Here is a 19,674-nt window from a genome sequence, read left to right on the forward strand (position 1 = left end):
GATAGAGGTCTGTTTTTATTGGAAACTTATTGGGCACTAGAGAAGGAAATTCGCGGGAGAAGAGCTATCTATGGGATATCACTAATACTGAGAACTGCTTTACTAAAACTGCTTTCATAAGGTCTGTACTACAAACCGATGACGCTATTTACACATAGCTAGATTATTTAAGCAAGGAATATTTAACATTATATTTATACGCCCTGCTTATTATTTCCCAGATTCTGCAGCCCCACCCACGCCCAGCAAGGCCTGATTGCCCTTTGCGGGATCGTCGCCTTAGCCGATAATGGCAATGCCCAGGCGTTCCATTAGCTGGAACACCTGGTAACTGTCCAACTTCACGCCCTGCAGATCGGTTCCGCGCAGATCCAACTCACCCAGTTCAGAGTTGGTCAGATCACAATGGGTAAAGTTGGCAGCACGCCAGTCGAAGGAGGAAAACTCGCCGCCGGACAGATCTGAACCGCTAAAGGTCGCACCGAGGATTTGCGCGCTGTTCCAGCGATTTTCCCACAGCTCACACTTTTCCAGCACCACTTTGGAAAAGTTAGCGTAACTCAGGTTGCTTTTAGTGATGTAGGCACTGCAAAACCAGGTGCGCGAGGTAATCATGTTCATAAAGCTGGCACCGCGGAAGTCTGCACCCTGAGCCCGGCACTCACGAATTTCGATGCCTAAAGCGTTGGCATTTCTAAAATCAGCCATCGACAGATCGCAATTCTTGAAGCTGGCGTCCTTGAGCACGGCGCGGCTGAAGTTACCGCCCTGTTGACTCTCGCGGTCGTAAAACTGGCAGTCGATAAATTCGGTGCCGGTCAGGTCGGCGCCCGAGAAATCGCAGTTAATAAAGCTGCCATTTTCGACTTTCTCACCGGTAAACCGGTTACGAGCAATCTTTTCACCCTTCAGAGCCAGCGCCATTCCATTCACCTGTTTATTTGTACAGTCAATGGCGCAGTATAATCCTATTTACATGACAGATTAAACTGCTTTAACGGGGTTTATCTGCCTCTGAGCACAAAAAAATAACCCGTGGGATAGGTGAGTTTTAAGCCTGTTTGACCTGGATCCGGTTCATATTCAAGCTGGCGTTCTGCGCCTGCACCACTCCTTGTTCAATCAGGGCATACAATCGGAAATTCAAAAAGGTATCCCCCACCGGATAAGGTGAATTTACCATCGCATCACCGACCACCCGTGAGCCCTGGGTATAGTCATTCGGGCAAGCATCTAACAACGGACGGTCATGGAAATCGAGCGCCTGCCCCTGCACGCGGTTTTCCGCAAAAATCCGTACCAGTGAGTTTTCCGCCAACAGGCGATGCCAATCGGCAATCAGCCTGGCTTTCTCTTCCTCAGAAAGCTCGCGCCGCAAGATCCACAGTGGTTCCAGCATTTCTGCCGGGCACCAGTTAGTGGCAACCCGCCCGGTGTGTTCGGTTACGTTAACCACGAAAACGCGACGTTCCCCCAGCAACGGCAATAGTGCGCGCAGCATCAGTTGCTCGTCGGGATTGGCACCAGCCCACAACGTCACCTGCCCGCTTACAGCAGCGAGTTGCGTTTTTAACGTGGTCATCGCCAGCGGCAGCGCTTCAGAGGTATCCCACTCGGGAGCATGAACAGATTGGTGCAGATCGCGCAACCAGCGGCATCGGGCTTGCAGGGCCTGATCATCATCCAGCCCATACAGCGGCCCAAACGATAGGCTATCGGCAAAATTCAGTACGTTTTCTCCCGGGTAGGCCAACCGCACGCAGCCACCCGACAGTGCGATATGCACATCCTTCATCAATGCTTCTCCTTCGCTATTGCTTAAGTCAATCCTGAGCTGAATTTTGCCCCCTTTCCCCCTGCATCACCAGGCAAATAATCTGATTTTTTGCGTTTAAGCGACATAAAAAAACCGCCCTTGGGCGGTTGATGATAAGCATGAAGATTTACTTCAGCGCTTCCTGAATGGCATCGGCCAGCGGGCCAACGTGCTTTTCAGCGGCCTTAAGCTGGAAGTCTACGCCGTTGCCGTCATTGGTGTCAGACAGCGTCGCCTTGATCAACTCCAGTGCCGCTTGCACTGCCACCAGCCTTTTATGCTGTTCGTCCGTGATAGGTTTGGAACTCATGGTGGCCGGGTAATATTGCTCTAACATCGTTCTCTCCTTGTGATTACGCTAATAAGTAACTTAACAGAATTTAAAGTTTTATCTAATGAAGCGAACCACAGAACCCCCCATTACCGCTGAGGATAAGTTGCCGGTACATCGATATGGCAGAAAATACATCAGTCGAAATGATTAGCGGAACGCCACCCAACTGGCATCGGCATCGGCGGAGCGCACGCAGTTTTCCACCCAGCGTACCCCCATCGCGCCGGCATGCACGTCGGGGTACCAAAAGCCGGCCAGAAACGCCTCGTCTCGCCGGTCGGTGGCGTCCATCGCCAACGCAAAGCGCCGGTAAAGATTCGACCAGGCTTCGAACAGCCCTTCGGAATGACCGCCGCCGATGCGATCCTCCGCCAATGCCATAGGATCGAGGTAGGACATACCACGCTCCAGAATACGCACCGGCTCGCCCTGCACTTCAAAGCGCTGTTGGTTAGGCTGTTCGTCCCACCATTCCAGGCTGGCCTTTTCCCCCACAATACGCACCTTTTGGCCATGCATAGAACCGCTGTTAACCGCCGAACACCACATTGAACCGACAGCGCCATTATCGTACTCCATCAGTACATAGGCATTGTCTTCCAGCGGCGCACGAGTTTTGACAAAGCTCTGACGGCTGCACATCAACCGTTTGATCTTCAACTGCGGCACCATGGTTTCCGCCAGGAATAACGGGTGGGTGGCTAAATCACCCAATACATAGCTGGGGCCGACAAAACGCGGGTCCACCCGCCAACGCGTGCTGGGATTGTCCAGTTCCACCGGCGCGGCATGGAACCCGTGAGAGAACTGCATGTTGATGATACGGATCTCACCCAGTTGGCCATCGGCAATCATCTGACGCGCCTGAAGGATCAACTGATGCCCGGCATAGCCGTAGGTAACACCGATAATTTTATGCTGCCTTTGGCTCAGTTCCACCAGTGCTTGCGCCTCCTGCGTGGTGAAACACAGGGGTTTTTCGCACACCACGTGCAGGCCTGCTTCCAGCGCCGCCTGGCAAATAGCGAAATGGGTATTGTTTGGCGTAGCAATGGAAACCGCCTCTATGCCGTCCGCCCTGGCGGCTTCTTCACGGAATAACGTGGCGTAATCCGGATAACAGCGCTCCGCTGCCACGCCCAGGCTTTGCCCAAAGCTGCGCCCGCGCGATGCGTCAATGTCAAACGCGCCGGCCAGTAAGGTGAAAGTGCCGTCGCGCAATGCCGCAGAACGATGGATATAACCGATCTGACTGGTACCCCCGCCGCCCACCATGCCCCACCGCAGAGATCTTTCCAGAGGTTTAATACCGTTAATCATCTCGTTGCTCCTGATTAAAAACCGACGCTGCGTAAATAAGTAAGGCTATCCGTTACGTCGCGCAGGCTGCCTTGCGCCTGACGCGGATCCCGTTCCTGCTCAATGGTGATCCACCCCTGATAGCCGCGCGCAGCCAATAAGTCGCGCACGGCAGGGTAATCAATCGCTCCCTTCCCCAGCGGGCACATAACCCCTTGCGCGCAGGCGGTAAAGAAATCCAAACCACGCGCCAATACATTGCGGAACACCTGCGGGTTAACGTCTTTGAAATGCAGATAATCAATCCGGGAGAAGTAGCGCTCGAGCCAGGTGAGCGGATCCATGCCGGAGTAGTACAGATGTCCGGTATCCAGACACAACCCCGCAGTGTGGTGCGGGATCTGCGCGGCCAGCAGTTCGATTTCATCAGCGAACTCAATACAGCCTCCGGCGTGCGGGTGTACCACCGGGCGTACCCCATATTCCCGCCAGGCAATCTCGCTAACGGCAATAATATGGCCGATCATCCTGTTCCAATCGGCTGTATCCAGCCGCGGTGCCAGCATTGATTGCCCGGCAAACCTGGCCCGTTGCGGATTGCCGAAGTCGATAATCACCAGATACGGCGGTGAAAAATGGCCCTCGCAAATGGGTTGCGCCTGGGGCGCCTGCGAGAGGTTGCGGCATATGTTGTGGGTCAGTGCCAGTATGTGCTCGAAGTTATGCTCGCTGACCAAATCATCAAAAATGGTGCCCCCCACCAGCGACAGCGAATAGCGTTGCAACTCTGCGGTCAGAGTTGCGGCATCGGTGGGCAGATAGCTCCAGGGCCCCAGTTCAATGCTGTGATAACCTGCTGCGCTCGCTTCCTGCAGCACTTTGCTATAAGGCGGTAGGTCAGGATTTTTAGGATCATCCACTCCCCAGCTGCAGGGAGCGTTAGCAATAGGCAAAGTCATTTTTCAGTCCGTCTCTTGGTGTTGTGTAGCGCCAGTATCAAACGAAAATTTCGAAACCAACAATGATGGAATTTTCATTTTTTGATGGCGATCGCGTTATTTCTGATAGATAAAATGATGCTTTTCTATCAAACATAGGCAGGCCGTGACTTCACGGGAGCACGGTATTTTTAGCGAGGGAATTGGCTCCCAGGGCGGGAGCCGGTAATCAGATATTTTCTTTGGTAATCAGATCAAAACGGTTGATGCCGTGGGTAAACCCGGAAGCGTCGCCGCTGGCGGCAGAAATAAAGGTGTTGACGATCGAGGCGGCGAATTCCTGGATCCTGTGCCTCAACATCAGATCCAAAGTGCCGTCAATCAACGCCATCTCGCCCCCCTCAACCGGGCCATGGCAAATCAGCATGACCTCATGCTGCCTGCCGCTCTCGCGCAATGCGGCAATGATTCCCTCCACGCCGCCGCAGGGTGCATACAGAGCGACCAGGTTCGGATGCTGCTCCAGCAGAGTATGAGTCACTTGCCTGGCACTTTCGGCCTGTTCATGACTGCGGACCGGCTCAAGCACCCGCTGCGTACTTAAATGCTCACGCAGATAAGAACGGAAGCTGCTTTCACAGGTTTCCTGACACTGAAAGCGGTTGTCACCGATGATCACCCCTACTTCGCCCTGCCGCCGGCACAGACGCTCCACTGCCCAGGCGGCCGTACGGCCGGCCTGCTGATTATCCAACCCGATATAACCGGCGCGGCAGTGTACCGACAGATCGGACAGCAGCGTGAACACCTTCACGCCCTGGCGAGTGGCTTCTTCAACCGCATAGCGGATTATCGGATTATCCAGCGCAAGCACCCCGATAACATCCACGCTCTGGCTTAACTGCGTAATGGCGGCGGCGGTGTCGCTGACCGCGCTAATATCATGAAAAATAAACTGCGGCGGACTCTCGCGATCGTGATAAGGCATAGCCTGCTCCAGCAAGCTTTCCGCCAGCTGCGAGTAGAATGAATGCTCCTTTTTCAGCAGGATAAACCCCATTTTGAGGCGCACGGCAGGCTGTCTGGCGGCTTCAAACAGCCGGTGGGATTTCTCCAGCGCAAACCCCAGCTTTTGTGCCGCGGCTATGACTTTACGCTCCGTTTCCGGCCGCACCGGCGCACGTTGGTTGATCACTCGATCAACCGTCGCGACACCGACGCGCGCCTCTCTGGCGATAGCTGCCAGCGTCGTTTTTTTGCCTGCCATAATCATTCCAATCACTGTTTTGATAGAAACTATCATGGCAGGCAGGTTAAAAGAAAGCCGATGCGGGATTTGTGTGATCGGACGCGTTAATCACCCAGCGCGGAGGGAAACCTCAACGGTAAACGGAAAATTTCTTCGTCAGCGGCTTAAGTTGTTCGCTATCCCCGTACAGCGCCACCCCAACGAACTCCAGCTTGTCATACTCGGTATTGGCGGTATCGGCAATTTGCTGTTCAGCGGAGTGTGACAGCATGGTGGTGGTAAAGAAGTTGGCTAACACCCCTTCCTCCTTGCATTTGAGCATCAGATTGCTGAGCTGGCTGCTGTTTTTCGCCTGCAGGATCACGATCGGATAATGACTCATATTGGCGCTTACGCCTTCGATAGCGCTGGGATAATGGTCGAATTCACGCTGTCCGATCAGATCGGTAATGCCGGCGGTTAAATGGCAGGAAGCGTTAAATAAGGTGGCCGGTTCGTGGTTGCGGTTCAGAATGATATAGAACTTTTTCTCGTTGTCGCTGTACATCTTTTTCTCCTTGAATAGGGGCTCCAGTGTTATTCAGACGCGCAATCGCCTTCAATGATATTGATCATTGGCAAGCTACTTCCCGAGCGGCCAAGTCGTAGCCAGGCAGATTGCAGACATTGTTGCGAATGAATATCATATGCATCTTAGCAACAGGAGGTTGCCATGAAAATATATTGGTCGCGACGCCAAATCCCAGAGCTGCAGACACTACCCCGCAGGATACGCAATCGTAATTACCGCGATGCCTATTTTAGAACTTTTCGCCATTGGGAGGGCTGGGCTGGATTGATGATCTACATCGCGTTGATTTGGCTATTTATTCACCTATCCCATTTTATTTACCCACATGTCGAGGGCGAAATGGGGCGTTTGCTGCAGATCCTGGTCACAGTCACGATCCCCGTCTTTATATGGAGCCAGATATCAATCCATCTGATGCGGAAATACTATCGGCATCTTCTTATACGCAGTACCTAAGCCAAGGCCATTCCCCGGCTTAAAGACGTGCCCCGATAAACAGCGGCTCTGCGATGGTGTACCAACGTTTCCAGTGCGATTGCGCAATTAAGCTCGAAATATGCGGTTGCGCCAAAAAACAGAGCAATAATTGAACTGCCGCTAGTCGCGCCCAGGCGCATAGTCTGGTCTTTGTCGTCGCTGGAGACCGCCATGTCCGCCATCAAACCTGAAACGCTGAACACAACCCTCGATACCCCGACCACTCACTGGCCGGCTATCGCCAATGTGGTGCTCGCCGGTATTGCCGTTGCCCTGCACGTGGGTAAAGCGACTATTGCCTTACCGGAGCTGCAACGCGAATTCGGCCGTTCGCTGGAGTCGCTGAGCTGGATCATTTCGGCCTTTCCCTTTATCGGTGTGTTCGGTGGCATCGCCGCCGGCCTGCTGGTGCGCCGCTGGGGCGACCGGCGTTTGTTGGGGCTGGGATTGGTGATCGTCAGCGCCGCCAGCTTCGTTGGCGCGGCTCAACACAACTTCATCGGTTTGATCGTCACCCGCGCGATTGAAGGGATAGGTTTCGTTATCGTCGTGGTCTCAGCGCCAACCGTGCTCACACGCGTGGTTTCAGCGAAAAAACGTAATCTGGTTTTCAGTATTTGGAGCACCTTTATGCCGGCGGGCATGGCCATTTCGCTGTTTTTCGGCCCGCATTTTAGCAACTGGCAACAAAGCTGGATCGCCGGCGGTATCCTCACCCTGCTGGCCGCGCTACTGCTGCCATTCACCACTCCGCGAGCCGCTGTCACCACGTCTTCCACTGTTGCCTTTAAACTGCGTCAGGCGTTGGTCAGCATACTGCGCGCACGGCAGCCCCTGCTGCTGGCCTTGATATTTACTACCTATAACCTGCAGTTCTTCGCCGTGATGGCCTTTCTGCCGATTTTCCTGATGCAGCGTATAGGGCTGACGCTGGCTGCCGCCGGTGGGATCAGCGCGGCGGTGATAGCCGTCAATATCCTCGGCAATCTTGCAGCTGGGGTACTGCTTTCGCGCGGCCTGCGGGCTCGAACTCTGCTCGCTGTTGTCAGCCTGCTGATGGGGCTTGCCGGTACCGGCGTTTTCCTGTCCGTTACACCAAACGCTTTACTGATCCCGCTGTGCTTAGTGTTTAGCGCCATTGGCGGCATGATGCCCGCCACCATTCTGGCCGCCACTCCGGTGGCGGCGCCAGAGCCGGGTTTGATCCCGTTGAGCCTGGGGCTGGTGATGCAAGGCATTTATCTCGGTCAGGTGATCGGCCCCATCGTACTGAGTGCGCTTGTCGCCTATGCCGGTTGGTCCGCTCCCGCGGGTATGGTGCTGGCCGCCGCGCTGTTGGGCAGTATCCTGGCACTGGCGCTCGCATCGAAAACCAGAGCCTAGGCAATGCATGCCCTGCCACCGTTTCATCAGCTTCATGTCCTCATAACATGAGGCACTATTAGTAAATTCTATTAACTGTTCACCGATAAAATCCGCTACCTGTTAACCGTTTGTGATGATAGGGTTTATTCTTCAAGAAGTGTCAATGCCGGTGAATACCGAGATCCACCGGCAAAATCTATCATCTGAGGGACGGGTATGATGTCTAAAGGTATTTCAAAGGGATTCTTTCTTCTGATCCTTTTTATCGTTACCGCTGCTTTTATGGACGTCTTGGGTCCCTACTACTCATCTGTGCTGTGGGCTATCATCCTGGCGGTGATTTTCCACCCTGTGAAACAAAAACTTAAACAGTATCTGGGAGACCGAAACGGCCTGGTTTCATTGATAACGCTCGCGGTGATCTGTTTGATCGTCTTTACGCCATTGGCGATCATCGCTTCTTCATTGGCGATTGAACTGAATGTCGTTTACACCAAGCTGCAGACCAATAATACGCAGTTCCCGGTTATTGTTGCCGACACCCTGAAATTGCTCCCCGGATGGGCACGGCATTTTCTGGCGGAACATAATCTGGACAGCGCCGCGGAAATACAGAAACAGCTTTCCGAAGTGGCACTCAAGGGCGGCCAATACCTGGCCGGCAGCGTCTTTTTGATTGGTAAAGGCACCTTCAACTTCGCCGTGGGTTTTGGCGTCATGCTGTATCTGCTGTTCTTCCTGCTCAAAGACGGCCCTTATCTGGTCAATCTGACGCTGGAAGCCCTGCCGTTATCCCAGCACGTTAAACACCATTTGTTTGTGAAATTCGCTGCCGTGTCGCGCGCGACGGTGAAAGGCACGGTGGTCGTGGCCGTGGTGCAAGGTGCGCTTGGCGGCCTGGCATTTTACTTCACCGGGATCGACGGCAGCCTGCTGTGGGGCGCGTTGATGGCATTCCTGTCTATCATCCCTGCGGTGGGTTCCGCCATTATCTGGGTACCGGCAGCCATCTATTTCTTCGCCACCGGCATGCTGTGGAAAGGCCTGTTCCTGGTCGGTTTCTTCGTGGTGATCATCGGGTTGGTCGACAATATTCTTCGCCCGCTGTTGGTCGGCAAAGACACCAAAATGCCGGACTACCTGATCCTGATTTCCACCCTGGGCGGCATGGAGATTTACGGTATCAACGGCTTCGTTATCGGCCCATTGATCGCCGCCCTGTTCATCGCCTGCTGGAATATTCTTTCCGGCCGTGACAGTGCAGAAACCACCGATGAGATCGACGAAGACTTTATCGAGGAAGGCAAGAATCACCCAGACGCCACCAAGGCTGAGTGAATAATAAAAAGTCGTTTTTTGATTGAGCATTACGACTTAATGTAAACAATACCCCGCATACTGCGGGGTATTTTACGATGGCATCATACCGGTGTAATCAGCCGTGTATAATTTGCCTGAACCGTTGGCCCCCATACACCATCACGTTGCCGCACAGAACCACCAACGATATTCTGGAACCCGACGCACTCACCATGAACGCAGATGGTCGCACTGAGCAAGGTTCGTTCATTTAACCCATGAGACTGCATATAAATATCGGTTGGTAATGGCTTGCCCGCTGCATCGATGGGAATTTCCAACATGCTCACGCTATAGTTACCAAACGATTCCCCCTCGTTGAATTTATATAGTTCAACGTAATTTTTCCAAACTTCCACACCATCAACTTTATAATGACTTTGTAATTCGCTCAGAGATGCCCCCGTATCATCTTCCATTGCAATAGTATCGAATCCAAACTCAACTTTTTGATTGTCCATTATTAATCTCTCTCTGACTTCCCATTTTAATTATCAGGCTACAAACCCGAACCATTGCCGGTACCGACACAGTCAGTTTATGTAATCTATAGAACATAACGTACTGAATGCCGTTGTTTGGCCTATCAGTAAACATTGGCTTATCTTTGAATGTCCGGATTATCTTGACGCAGGCCAGGCCCGAGAAATACAGGCTCACAACCAAAACGTCTAAATGAGGCTGGTAATATGGCTAAATTTTTTACGAAAACACTCGCGATAATATATAGGCAGGGCTGGATTGGGTCGTTATTGCCATTTAAATAGGAGAGGTTTGTGGGGGGATGATAAGGACTGCAGTTTGCATAATAAAAAACGGGAACCATCAGGCTCCCGTTATCATTTGACGCTAAAACACCATTACATGTGTTTAACGATAGCGTCGCCAAACTCTGAACATTTCAGCAGTTTAGCGCCTTCCATCAGGCGTTCGAAATCATAGGTCACGGTCTTGGCAGCGATAGCACCTTCCATGCCTTTAACGATCAGGTCAGCCGCTTCGAACCAGCCCATGTGGCGCAGCATTAGATTGCAATCTAGTTCATAACCAATTGAATGTAGTTATAAAAACCACATCTAATCCATGTGGTTGTATCATTGTAGGCAATTCGTAAGCCTTTGATTATAATTAATGTTTATCTGGTTTTGATAATGCCTTTGACTGCGCTCACCGTCATAGGGCAGCGGACGGAGAGGCTATTGAGAAAATGCTGCAGGAGGCGTGAGAAGGTGCAGATGACTGATTTCAACCATGACTCAAGTGTATTAGCTTAAACTTAATCTGACACAGCTAGGGCCCAGAGCCAATCTGACAGGCAGCTCGCAGCTCGGTGCCAGGAGCGGACATCGCAAAGTTAGTTTCGCGAATATGGTGAGTTCTTCTGGATCAGAGGCGTCAGCGCTACGGATTGGCATTTGTCATTACTCTCCGAAAAGTATTCATTTACCTTCGGTCTTACGATAAATGTCTGGTCGATTTATCTGCCAGATAAAGTCCGGTCGGTTCAACGGGTGATACCCCAGTTTCTGGTAGAGCCAGGGCGCGCTGTCGGTGACCAGCATAATCCGTCGCAGGCGTGACATCAACGGATGGGCGTGACAGCATTCAATCAACCAACGACCGAGGCCACTTTTCTGATAATCGTTCAGCACGTAGACGTCGCACAAATAGCCAAAAGTGGCATAGTCTGTGACCAGACGAGCGAAGCCGATTTGTCTTGTTCCATCCAAAAGCGCAAAGCAAAGGCTGTTCTGTACGGATATTCTGACCGTTTCAGCATCAATGCCAGGAGCCCAAGACGATTGCGAGAGGTAATCGTGAATGGCATCCAGCTGAAAAAAGGCAGGATCGGTTGTGACAGTAAACTTGTCTTTGGCAAAACTCAGATGCTGATTATCCACTGAACATATCCTTCTGCACCTACTTGTGATGAGACAAGCCATATTGGTAAGGGCTGGTTTCTATATTGGTCCGTACTTAGGATGCTTTCTCATGGACTGTCATGATGAACACCAATGGGTCATCCTCCCGGTTTTCATAGAAATGAGGAACGTCCGTTCTGGCCGTAGCCGAACAGCCGGTCTTTACCCGATACAGATGGTCCTGCACACCCAATGTGAGCTTGCCCGTCTGAACATAAAACAGTTCAAGCGTCCCTTCCGTGTGGCCAGGTGAAGCAAACTTTTCGCCCGGCTGCATTTCCCACATCCAGAGCTCAGTCATATCGGGGCCACCCGACCCTGCAAGCAACCTTGCCCTCCCGCCTTTTTCACCCTCCCACAATTCTGGGATCTCATCTTCAGTAATGAGATGTACTGTAGGTTTGGAGCTAACATCCACAAAATCAGCCACCGAAACACCCATTGCGGCAGCTAGGCGGCATAACAGGGCAATGCTTGGATTCGCACGGCATCCCTCAATCTCAACCAGCGCGCCCTTGCTGACGCCTGCCCGACGGGAGAGTTCATCGAGGGATATTTTCCTTTGTTTACGATACAGCTTAATTCGCTGAGATACTGCTTCATTCACGGTGCTGACGATAGAACCCGCTTCGGTCATTAAATTGACTTTTTTAGTCATTGGTCATTATCATGGGATAAATTGGTCATTACAGGATTATCACGTGTTAACAGTATCTCCGTCAATTGCCCCTGAAATTTATCGCATTGCTCCCGGCTTTCGGGCACTCAGTATCTACGTAAAAGCTGCCCCATTGCAGAACCCTGATATTGGGGAAACGGCGCTGCGAGAGGCGTGTGCAGCGGTTCTGGCCGGTGAGTCTGAATGGGCGGAGTCTCATCTGGCCGCGTGGGCTGAGGTTTTCCAAAAGTTTGGTGCCAAACCCAAACGCACCCCTTGTTCAGCTGATGCGTTACGTAAGCGCGTATTACGTGACGGTACGATGCCCGCGCTCGATCCCATCGTTGATCTTTATAACGCCGTTAGTCTTCGCTATGCCATTCCGGTGGGCGGCGAAAATATTGCTGCCTATAAGGGTTCCCCACGTCTGGTCATTGCAGAGGGCACTGAGCCTTTCGATACCGTAAAAGAGGGGGAAACCACCGTTGAGTATCCTTCACAATACGAAGTGATCTGGCGCGACGATTCAGGCGTAACCTGTCGCCGATGGAACTGGCGACAGGGGATCAGAACTCGCTTAAGCGTGGAAGCTCAACATATGTGGTTTATTCTGGAGAGCCTGCCACAGATGCCACTGGCGAAGCTTCACGAAGCCGGAAACATGCTGACTGACGGTCTGGAAAGAATGATGCCTGGTCTGTGTGTTGAAATTGCTCTCATAGAAGAACAGCACCAGTAATATCATTTAGGAGAAACATTTATGTTTACCGGCTTGTCGGCGTTCCCATTAACCCCGGTCACCGCCAGCGGCGTGGATGAAAAGGGTTTCAGCCATATTCTTTCCCGCCTTACAGAAGCTCGGGTTGATTCTATGGGCATCCTGGGGTCAACCGGAAGCTATGCCTATCTGACCCGGGAGCAGCGCAAGCGCGTAGCAATTCTGGCAAAACAGCATGCCGGGAATATCCCTGTTATGGTGTGTGTCGGGTCGGTCAGTACCGATGCCATTCTGCATCTGGCAGATGATGCACAGGCAGCTGGCGCTAATGCTCTGTTACTCCCGGCGCTCAGCTACCAGCCACTCTGTGACGAAGAAGTCTTCTCACTTTTTGAGACCGTTACCCAGTATGTGTCTGTACCGGTGTGCATCTATGATAATCCGGGCACTACGCATTTTACCTTTACGGATGAACTTCACGGACGTCTCTCATCACTTGAGGGTATTTGCTCGGTTAAGATCCCCGGCGTTCCGGATAGCCCGGCTGCAGCAACCGAGCGAGTGGATGCGTTACGTCAACATCTGCGCCCTGGCGTAACTATCGGTATTAGTGGAGATGCTTATGCCGGGCTGGGATTAAACGCTGGCTGTGAAGTCTGGTATTCCGTGTGTGGAGGTCTGTTCCCTGAGATGGCGAAACAAATCACTGACGCAGCGGCGGCGAGCGATCATGAACGAGTTACTACCCTTACAGCACGCCTTGAGCCATTGTGGGCACTGTTCCGTAAATATGGCGGAAGTATTCGCGTTATTGCCGCTGCCGCTGGCGTGCTTGGGCTTGCCGACACGGATTGCCTACCTCGACCTCTGCAACCGTTGTCAGCAAGTGGTATCGCGGATATTGCCAGTGTGATAAGCATGCTGGAGCTGAAATAATCTACCCGCCGGATTGGCAGTCTGCCAGTCCTTTCGAAACCTGTCAGGAGTTCAATACTTATCGTATATTGAAGCAACATCTCTAGGTTCGCTTTTCGCTCAAAACTGACTGCCAGGTGAAATTTTGTCACTAGTTTAGTACACCCGAGCGCGTGGAAGATCACTTAGCCGTGTTGTGTATGCTGGTGATAGTAGCTCGCGCTTCATCGACCATGACTGGTGTGCCCCTTGCCCAGCAAACCATAGCTGGGCCCTCCCCGAGTTATTGATGCGGTCAAGAACACCCATCAGTTGCTCACTGTTCTTCCGTGGCTGATATTCATCGAACAGCCCAAGCTGCGCCACTCCCTGGCTGAAAAAGTCCTGCAGCATCACCCCACCTTTCTGATACCGATGACCGGGTTGCCAAATCGCGTCAAGACAGCGCATCGCGGCGGCAATAATGTCTCGGGTATCCTGTGTCGGCGTGCTCAGTTTTATACTGGCCGTGTTGCCGTAGTATTCCTCATTGATAGAGAACGGACTGGTTTTAAGCCAGGCACTAACATGCCGGCAAAACTGACGTTCTTCTCGTAATTTCTCCGCTGCACGTGTCGCATACATGCAGATTGCCTGATGCATTTGGTCATATTCAGTGATGCGATCTCCAAAGCTGCGGCTGCAAATGATCTGCTGCTTCGTCGGCGCGAATTCTTCAAGCTCTAGGCAAGGCTGACCGCGTAGCTCCCGCACAGTCCGCTCTATCACAACGCTAAAGTGTTTGCGGATCATCGTAGTGCTGGCATCTGCCAATTGCAGCGCGGTTTCGATACCCATCATGTTTAGCTTTTTCGATATCCGCCGGCCGATACCCCAAACCTCATTCACTGGCAGTAAGTCCATAAGTTTGCGCTGGCGCCCTTCATTGGACAAATCCACAACCCCGCCAGTCTTGTCCCACTTCTTCGCCGCAAAGTTCGCCAGCTTCGCCAGTGTCTTGGTTTGGGCAATGCCAACACCGACAGTTAGCCCAGTATTGCGCAACACTTTAGCCCTCACCTGGCGACCGAAGGTTTCAAGGTCGATACAGTTACGGACGCCTGTCAGATCCATAAAACTCTCATCAATAGAGTAAATCTCAACACGCGGCGCCATCTCTTCTAAAACGGCCATTACTCGCTGTGACATATCAGCATAGAGTTCATAATTGCTGCTGAACGCTATCCCCCCGACGCTCTCAAATTCGCGCTTAATTTTGAAATAGGGTTCCCCCATTTTCAGGCCCAGAGCCTTCGCCTCTTTACTCCTGGCCACCACGCAACCATCATTATTCGATAGAACGACAACGGGCCGGCCGCGCAGGTCTGGACGCCACAATGTTTCGCAGCTCGCGTAAAAGCTATTCACATCGGCGAGCGCATACATTACTTAAGCCTCGTTATCGAAGACACTACGACGCCCATCACCTCCAGATCGTCGCCGCCGTCATGGAGTGAGATCGGCTCATACTTCGGGTTCATAGGCTCCAACTGCGCGCGCGGATGCAAGCAAAGGCGTTTCACAGTGAACTCACCGGCGATACTGGCAATGACGATATCGCCATGGGCAGGGTTGATACTGCGATCGACAACGAGCATAGAACCCTCCGTGATGCCCGCTTCCAGCATCGAGTCGCCGGTCGCATAGAGGAAATAGGTCGCGTTAGGGTGACTGATGCAGTACTCGTTTAAGTCGATACGTGAACTGACGTAATCAGCTGCAGGACTGGGAAAGCCCGCAGGTACTTTATCGGAAAACAGCGGGATCTCTAGTTTGGTTGGGTTTGGTGTTGGATAAAAGAAAGTCATAATGTTGCCTTGTTACTGTGTTTTTATACAGTATAAGCGCAAATTTTTAGGGGGGGAAAGTTCGGAAAACTCTTGGAATGGTAGGATATTGATCGGTAAAGAAAGATAGTTCCTGTAAATGTTTTTGCGTGATGGTTAGCTTTGCGATCGTTTTGGACGATCGATACTCAGTAATTGATCTATAAAACCAATTTGAAGCGTTTTAGCGGCGGCCTCAACATATAGGACTAATCCCCTTGCCTTGGCCCTCAAATGCCCATCAAAACGCTGACACGGATCGCAGCTCTGATTTCCGCAACTTCCATTATCACTGACTTTACGCGCTGGCCTGATGTCATGTTCATCTCGAGCTGCGCGATGCTTGCTATCTGGGCTCATGCAGAATGGGATTGGAGAAGGCGGAGATAGCTCCGCCTAGTTGACATTCAGTTAACGAACTGACCACGAAGAGACATGACCGTTTTCAAATCATCACGCTTTTCCGCCTGCTTTTCTGCTGTCAGAACACTGCCATAAACTGCGGCACAACCTATTAACCCTGGTAGCCCCATATTCTGCTCAGCACTTGGTGAACCGTTAAACATGAGCGGCCTTGTCGATTTATTCCGTTTAGTAATCGGCGTTGACCTGCGTTCACCACCCGATCGAGTGATTGAAGCCTCTGTATTTGACACTGTGACGGTGAAGCGAGTCCAGCCTCCAACAGCACCACCATGCTCAACAGATGTCACAGAAATGGTTCCTGTCTGTCCATTGTTTGTATCGCCGGTCGCAATCTGCAAAATCAGTGCGCCGTTAGGTTCAATACGTAGCTGGATGCCAGAGAATGGGGCTACACCTGGGTAGAAATTAGAGAATATACGCCCTGATACTGTCGGCGAACTCATATTAATGCACAACGCAAATGTCATCTCATCTGTTTCTATGATGCCAGTGTTTGCACCATGCGCTGAGTCTGCAATTGTTTTCATCCCTAAGGTTGTAAATTCGTTATCAGTCACCAGGTCGCGAGCATTGCCGCTTGAATCATATTTGTCTTGCATGCTATAAGTCGCCAGGCTGGAGTCATCATTCAGCATCATTTCCGGCTCAGCCAGTTCCAAATCACCGGCGTTGATAACACCATCACAAATAATAATCATATATCTTCCACCTTTATCAGCCCAATTTGACCCACACAAATTTGCCCAGCATTAGCCGCAATAATTACGTTAACCTCAGTCACGTCAGCAGGAATAATGACGTCATAGTTGAATGTCATAAATCCATCTGTTGATTGCCTCCACGTTCTGATACCAGCAATATTTGTCTTAAAGGCATCATTTGCCTCGCAGTAACATGCCGTTGAGTTATCAATTGTGACGTCTGTTTTTACCCTGAAGCTAAATGTGCGCGTTTCACCAGGAATGACAGTCACAATCTGCGAAACTCGGGGAACCGTTGCGCCAATTCCTGTCACAACCAGAACATTTCCAACTACTGCCGGGTCAGTCGCGATCGAAACGCCCCCACCGACTACCGTCCATCCGGTCGGTATACCAGAAACTGTATCTAGGAAAAGAGGATTAACAATCGCGTTTGCTCCCCCCTCTGTGACGGGGTTTGCGATCGCAAGTTGCGGATAAACTGGCATGGTGAATGGTGCCAATGCTTCTTCTAACGCTTTGCCCATATGGAATGCGCCCAGCGGTGCCGGATGCGAGGGGTCTGGTCCCCCATCCGGTAATTTACCGTTATATCCCTCCTTCCACCCATCGGTAACCGGATCTACAGTCACTGCTCGCATATCAACAAATGGCAATCCCTGTTTGTTCGCATATGCCCGTAAAAAGGCATTAATTGCGTTTTCTCGATTTTTTAACGCTGGAACAGAATTATTCTGAGCTGCCATAGAGCAAACAACCGGGATAATTCCGTTTTTTCGGAACTCAGTTAAAATATATTTTATGTTGTTTTTTATTACTGATAGTGAGAATTTAAAACTTCCATCGCTGTTTGTCTGTATGACATCATTACGCCCGCCGAGAAAAGTAATGAACCTCGGTCTTGCAGCGATTGCTGATTTTAAATGATATCGGATCATGTCATCAGTTGTGTACCCCCCCGTTGCCCATTGTCCAATGTATTTTATTCTCCCATCGCTAAATAAGGATGCCCACACCTGCCATGAACGTGCGTTAAACGTCCATCCTCGCGGTTTACCTGCATCTACTGGAGGATTTCGCCCGTTATCGGACAATGAGTCGCCAAAGCCACCAAGCGTATTTTGCAAGAGTCCAATATGGTTTTCTAATGGGATACCTCGATACTCCACAGTACCAGTACCATCATCACGAACAGCTAGTAGTCGGAAGCCACCAGCAACAATATTGAAAAGATAGCCAGGACGGGCACGACGCAATGCCGATGGTCCGATAATAAGCTCCCGCAGAATATTCATATAATCTGAGAAGGTTTTACCAGGCATCTCCTTTTCACTGTTCTCATTGATTGAAAACATGCTTGCACCCTGACGGCTAACAAAATCAACAGGTTTTTTTCTACGTTTTAATGTCAACAATCCCCGAGTGCGCCTGTCTGTAGAATCAGCAAGGGCATTCACCATATCGATATAACGCTTATTCGGATATGAGGTGATGAACTCCGCGATACCGCCTTTATTTAGGTAGTAATTGAAGGCAACGACGGACAGCGTTGCATCCTGAATGGCAACACGAAATGACTTACCATCAGGTGTGCCCGCTAAACCGGCGATCGTTCCGTCTGGGTCTTCTGGCGTGGTGTAGTACGTATTTGCATCAGCGATATTCTGAGCGTTATCAGCCGACACCTTTGCATCCTTCGCATACTCTTCAGCATCCCTACTGGCTCCAGTTATCTCATTTATCCGATCGGCAACAGCTCTGCGTACCGTCGGAAATGGCTTTTCAAACCTATCATATGCTTCATCACCTTCACCGTTGATGTACTCGTCAAACGCTATTGCGTTATCGTTCACATCCTTCATGCTGTTTGAAGAACGAGGGTTCCCGGTATTGTATCTTTGAGCCATATTAATTCCTATCAATGAGATAGTTGTATATATAAGATTGACAAATAGCTCTGTATAGCTATCATTCAACAAGCCAAATATTTAAGAAATGAAAATGAATAATATAAATAACAACAACGATATGAATTTTGAAAACAGACTTTCATCAGCTCTTATTAACATGAGAGCACTAGCCTGCTTTGCCGTAATATTAATACACGCATCAATAATTTCCTCACCAACGGAGTGGTGGGCTAATAATTTCTATGGTGTAATCCCTAGATTCGCAGTCCCGTTTTTCTTTATGATTTCTGGCGTTCTACTCATTAATAAAAATTACACGCCATTAATATTTTTAACCAGAAGACTACCAAGAGCAGTTCTTCCATTAATAGCATGGTCTATTATTTATTATATATGGAAGCAAGATGATTATAAGTCTGTAGTGAATTTCTCCAAGCAACTTGTAACCTTCCCGATTTACTATCACCTTTGGTTTTTGTACTCGATGATAGGAGTTTATCTTTCCGCCATAGTTTTAATACCATTTTACAACAATTCATCACATGCAGAAAAATTGTGTTTTTTAGGATTATGGTTAATAACTAATTTTCTATATCCAACAATGATGGGCGTCTCTGAATCAAAAAACAACATAATAGATATTTATAACCTACATATTTTCTATGGAATGTCCGGTTGGTTTTTCTTAGGCGCTTACTTACGAGATATCAAAAAACCATTATTTAAAATAAAAGCCCCCCATGCATTAGTTGTTTTTATTAGCATAATTTTAATGCTAGCCCTAACATATTGGGACTCAATCAGAATGTCACCAAGCGGCACTCCATTTGAAATAAGCGAGGTATTTCGCGGCCTAAACTCGCCTCTAACGCTAACTTATAGTGTTAGTCTATTCATGTTGCTATTAAACATTAAAAATAATAAAGCATCTGCAATCATTGCCAAAAACTCACTTGGGATTTATTGTTTACATATAATTGTGTTATCCTTAACAATAACAGCGACCTCAGAATTCAATATATCTAAGTGGATAAATATACCGTTAAATGCATTTATCACATTAACGGCATGTACACTTATTATTGATGTGATTAGGAGAATACCTTATATGAAATGGTTTACTTAATTACCATTCAATTAGCATCAACCCC

Annotated in this window: 19 protein-coding genes and 1 pseudogene; 5 read left to right on the forward strand and 15 right to left on the reverse strand. The window is 50.2% G+C overall.

What is annotated here, in order from left to right:
* Window positions 1-279 precede the first annotated feature (279 nt).
* From NR114_RS07490 to NR114_RS07520, 7 genes are all read right to left on the reverse strand, one after another.
* Entirely contained in the window at window positions 280-924 is a 645-nt protein-coding gene (locus tag NR114_RS07490; protein WP_046373798.1) for a Qnr family pentapeptide repeat protein, read from the reverse strand.
* A gap of 127 nt (window positions 925-1,051) precedes the next feature.
* Window positions 1,052-1,795: a DUF3658 domain-containing protein gene (locus tag NR114_RS07495; RefSeq protein WP_256813809.1), complete on the reverse strand. Its 744-nt coding sequence runs from the start codon at window positions 1,793-1,795 to the stop codon at window positions 1,052-1,054.
* Between the two features lie 148 nt (window positions 1,796-1,943).
* Window positions 1,944-2,153, reverse strand: a complete 210-nt coding sequence (locus NR114_RS07500) for a hypothetical protein (RefSeq protein ID WP_020826491.1) — start codon at window positions 2,151-2,153, stop codon at window positions 1,944-1,946.
* 144 nt (window positions 2,154-2,297) lie between these two features.
* Window positions 2,298-3,470: a Gfo/Idh/MocA family protein gene (locus tag NR114_RS07505; RefSeq protein ID WP_256813810.1), complete on the reverse strand. Its 1,173-nt coding sequence runs from the start codon at window positions 3,468-3,470 to the stop codon at window positions 2,298-2,300.
* A 14-nt stretch (window positions 3,471-3,484) separates the two neighbouring features.
* Window positions 3,485-4,408 (reverse strand): TIM barrel protein, encoded by a 924-nt coding sequence (locus NR114_RS07510; RefSeq protein WP_116690684.1) that lies wholly within the window; start codon window positions 4,406-4,408, stop codon window positions 3,485-3,487.
* 208 nt (window positions 4,409-4,616) lie between these two features.
* The gene (locus tag NR114_RS07515) at window positions 4,617-5,654 is read right to left on the reverse strand and encodes a LacI family DNA-binding transcriptional regulator (protein ID WP_234529508.1); all 1,038 of its coding nucleotides are present in this window, start codon (window positions 5,652-5,654) and stop codon (window positions 4,617-4,619) included.
* A 112-nt stretch (window positions 5,655-5,766) separates the two neighbouring features.
* Entirely contained in the window at window positions 5,767-6,183 is a 417-nt protein-coding gene (locus NR114_RS07520) for a DUF2000 domain-containing protein (RefSeq protein ID WP_129940369.1), read from the reverse strand.
* Window positions 6,184-6,855: 672 nt separating this feature from the next.
* Between NR114_RS07520 and NR114_RS07525 the strand changes: the two genes are divergently transcribed.
* Entirely contained in the window at window positions 6,856-8,067 is a 1,212-nt protein-coding gene (locus NR114_RS07525; RefSeq protein WP_234529509.1) for a CynX/NimT family MFS transporter, read from the forward strand.
* Window positions 8,068-8,265: 198 nt separating this feature from the next.
* Window positions 8,266-9,387 (forward strand): AI-2E family transporter, encoded by a 1,122-nt coding sequence (locus NR114_RS07530; protein ID WP_020826483.1) that lies wholly within the window; start codon window positions 8,266-8,268, stop codon window positions 9,385-9,387.
* 83 nt (window positions 9,388-9,470) lie between these two features.
* On the opposite strand, the gene NR114_RS07535 is transcribed toward NR114_RS07530, so the two are convergent.
* The 4 genes and pseudogenes from NR114_RS07535 to NR114_RS07550 all read right to left on the reverse strand — a co-directional run bounded on the left by NR114_RS07535 (window position 9,471) and on the right by NR114_RS07550 (window position 11,988).
* On the reverse strand, window positions 9,471-9,869 hold the full coding sequence (locus tag NR114_RS07535) for a hypothetical protein (protein WP_129982990.1): 399 nt from the start codon (window positions 9,867-9,869) through the stop codon (window positions 9,471-9,473).
* A gap of 399 nt (window positions 9,870-10,268) precedes the next feature.
* Window positions 10,269-10,448 (reverse strand): annotated as a pseudogene (locus tag NR114_RS07540) (isocitrate/isopropylmalate family dehydrogenase); the annotation flags it as partial.
* 399 nt (window positions 10,449-10,847) lie between these two features.
* Window positions 10,848-11,309, reverse strand: coding sequence for a GNAT family N-acetyltransferase (locus NR114_RS07545; protein ID WP_256813811.1), 462 nt, complete (start codon window positions 11,307-11,309; stop codon window positions 10,848-10,850).
* A 76-nt stretch (window positions 11,310-11,385) separates the two neighbouring features.
* Window positions 11,386-11,988: a helix-turn-helix domain-containing protein gene (locus NR114_RS07550; RefSeq protein WP_256813812.1), complete on the reverse strand. Its 603-nt coding sequence runs from the start codon at window positions 11,986-11,988 to the stop codon at window positions 11,386-11,388.
* A 43-nt stretch (window positions 11,989-12,031) separates the two neighbouring features.
* On the opposite strand from NR114_RS07550, the gene NR114_RS07555 reads away from it, so the two are divergent.
* Window positions 12,032-12,727, forward strand: coding sequence for a B3/4 domain-containing protein (locus tag NR114_RS07555; protein WP_256813813.1), 696 nt, complete (start codon window positions 12,032-12,034; stop codon window positions 12,725-12,727).
* A 21-nt stretch (window positions 12,728-12,748) separates the two neighbouring features.
* A complete protein-coding gene (locus NR114_RS07560) occupies window positions 12,749-13,642 on the forward strand; it encodes a dihydrodipicolinate synthase family protein (RefSeq protein WP_256813814.1) in 894 nt (297 codons plus the stop codon).
* A gap of 135 nt (window positions 13,643-13,777) precedes the next feature.
* On the opposite strand, the gene umuC is transcribed toward NR114_RS07560, so the two are convergent.
* The 4 genes from umuC to NR114_RS07580 form a co-directional block, all read right to left on the reverse strand.
* On the reverse strand, window positions 13,778-15,046 hold the full coding sequence (gene umuC, locus NR114_RS07565; RefSeq protein WP_256824825.1) for a translesion error-prone DNA polymerase V subunit UmuC: 1,269 nt from the start codon (window positions 15,044-15,046) through the stop codon (window positions 13,778-13,780).
* Complete coding sequence (gene umuD / locus NR114_RS07570; RefSeq protein WP_060441619.1) at window positions 15,046-15,468, reverse strand: translesion error-prone DNA polymerase V autoproteolytic subunit; 423 nt, start codon at window positions 15,466-15,468, stop codon at window positions 15,046-15,048. Before umuD ends, umuC begins: the two co-directional genes overlap by 1 nt.
* Window positions 15,469-15,893: 425 nt before the next feature.
* Window positions 15,894-16,610, reverse strand: coding sequence for a LamG-like jellyroll fold domain-containing protein (locus tag NR114_RS07575; RefSeq protein WP_116690152.1), 717 nt, complete (start codon window positions 16,608-16,610; stop codon window positions 15,894-15,896).
* Window positions 16,607-18,520: a GDSL-type esterase/lipase family protein gene (locus NR114_RS07580; RefSeq protein WP_256813816.1), complete on the reverse strand. Its 1,914-nt coding sequence runs from the start codon at window positions 18,518-18,520 to the stop codon at window positions 16,607-16,609. The genes NR114_RS07575 and NR114_RS07580 overlap by 4 nt, the downstream gene beginning before the upstream one ends.
* Before the next feature lie 94 nt (window positions 18,521-18,614).
* Here NR114_RS07580 and NR114_RS07585 point away from each other — a divergent pair, with 94 nt between their 5' ends.
* On the forward strand, window positions 18,615-19,649 hold the full coding sequence (locus NR114_RS07585; RefSeq protein ID WP_256813817.1) for an acyltransferase: 1,035 nt from the start codon (window positions 18,615-18,617) through the stop codon (window positions 19,647-19,649).
* Window positions 19,650-19,674: the final 25 nt, after the last annotated feature.

This window comes from Serratia sp. Ser99, assembly GCF_024519545.1.
In the GTDB taxonomy this organism is placed as follows: domain Bacteria; phylum Pseudomonadota; class Gammaproteobacteria; order Enterobacterales; family Enterobacteriaceae; genus Serratia; species Serratia liquefaciens.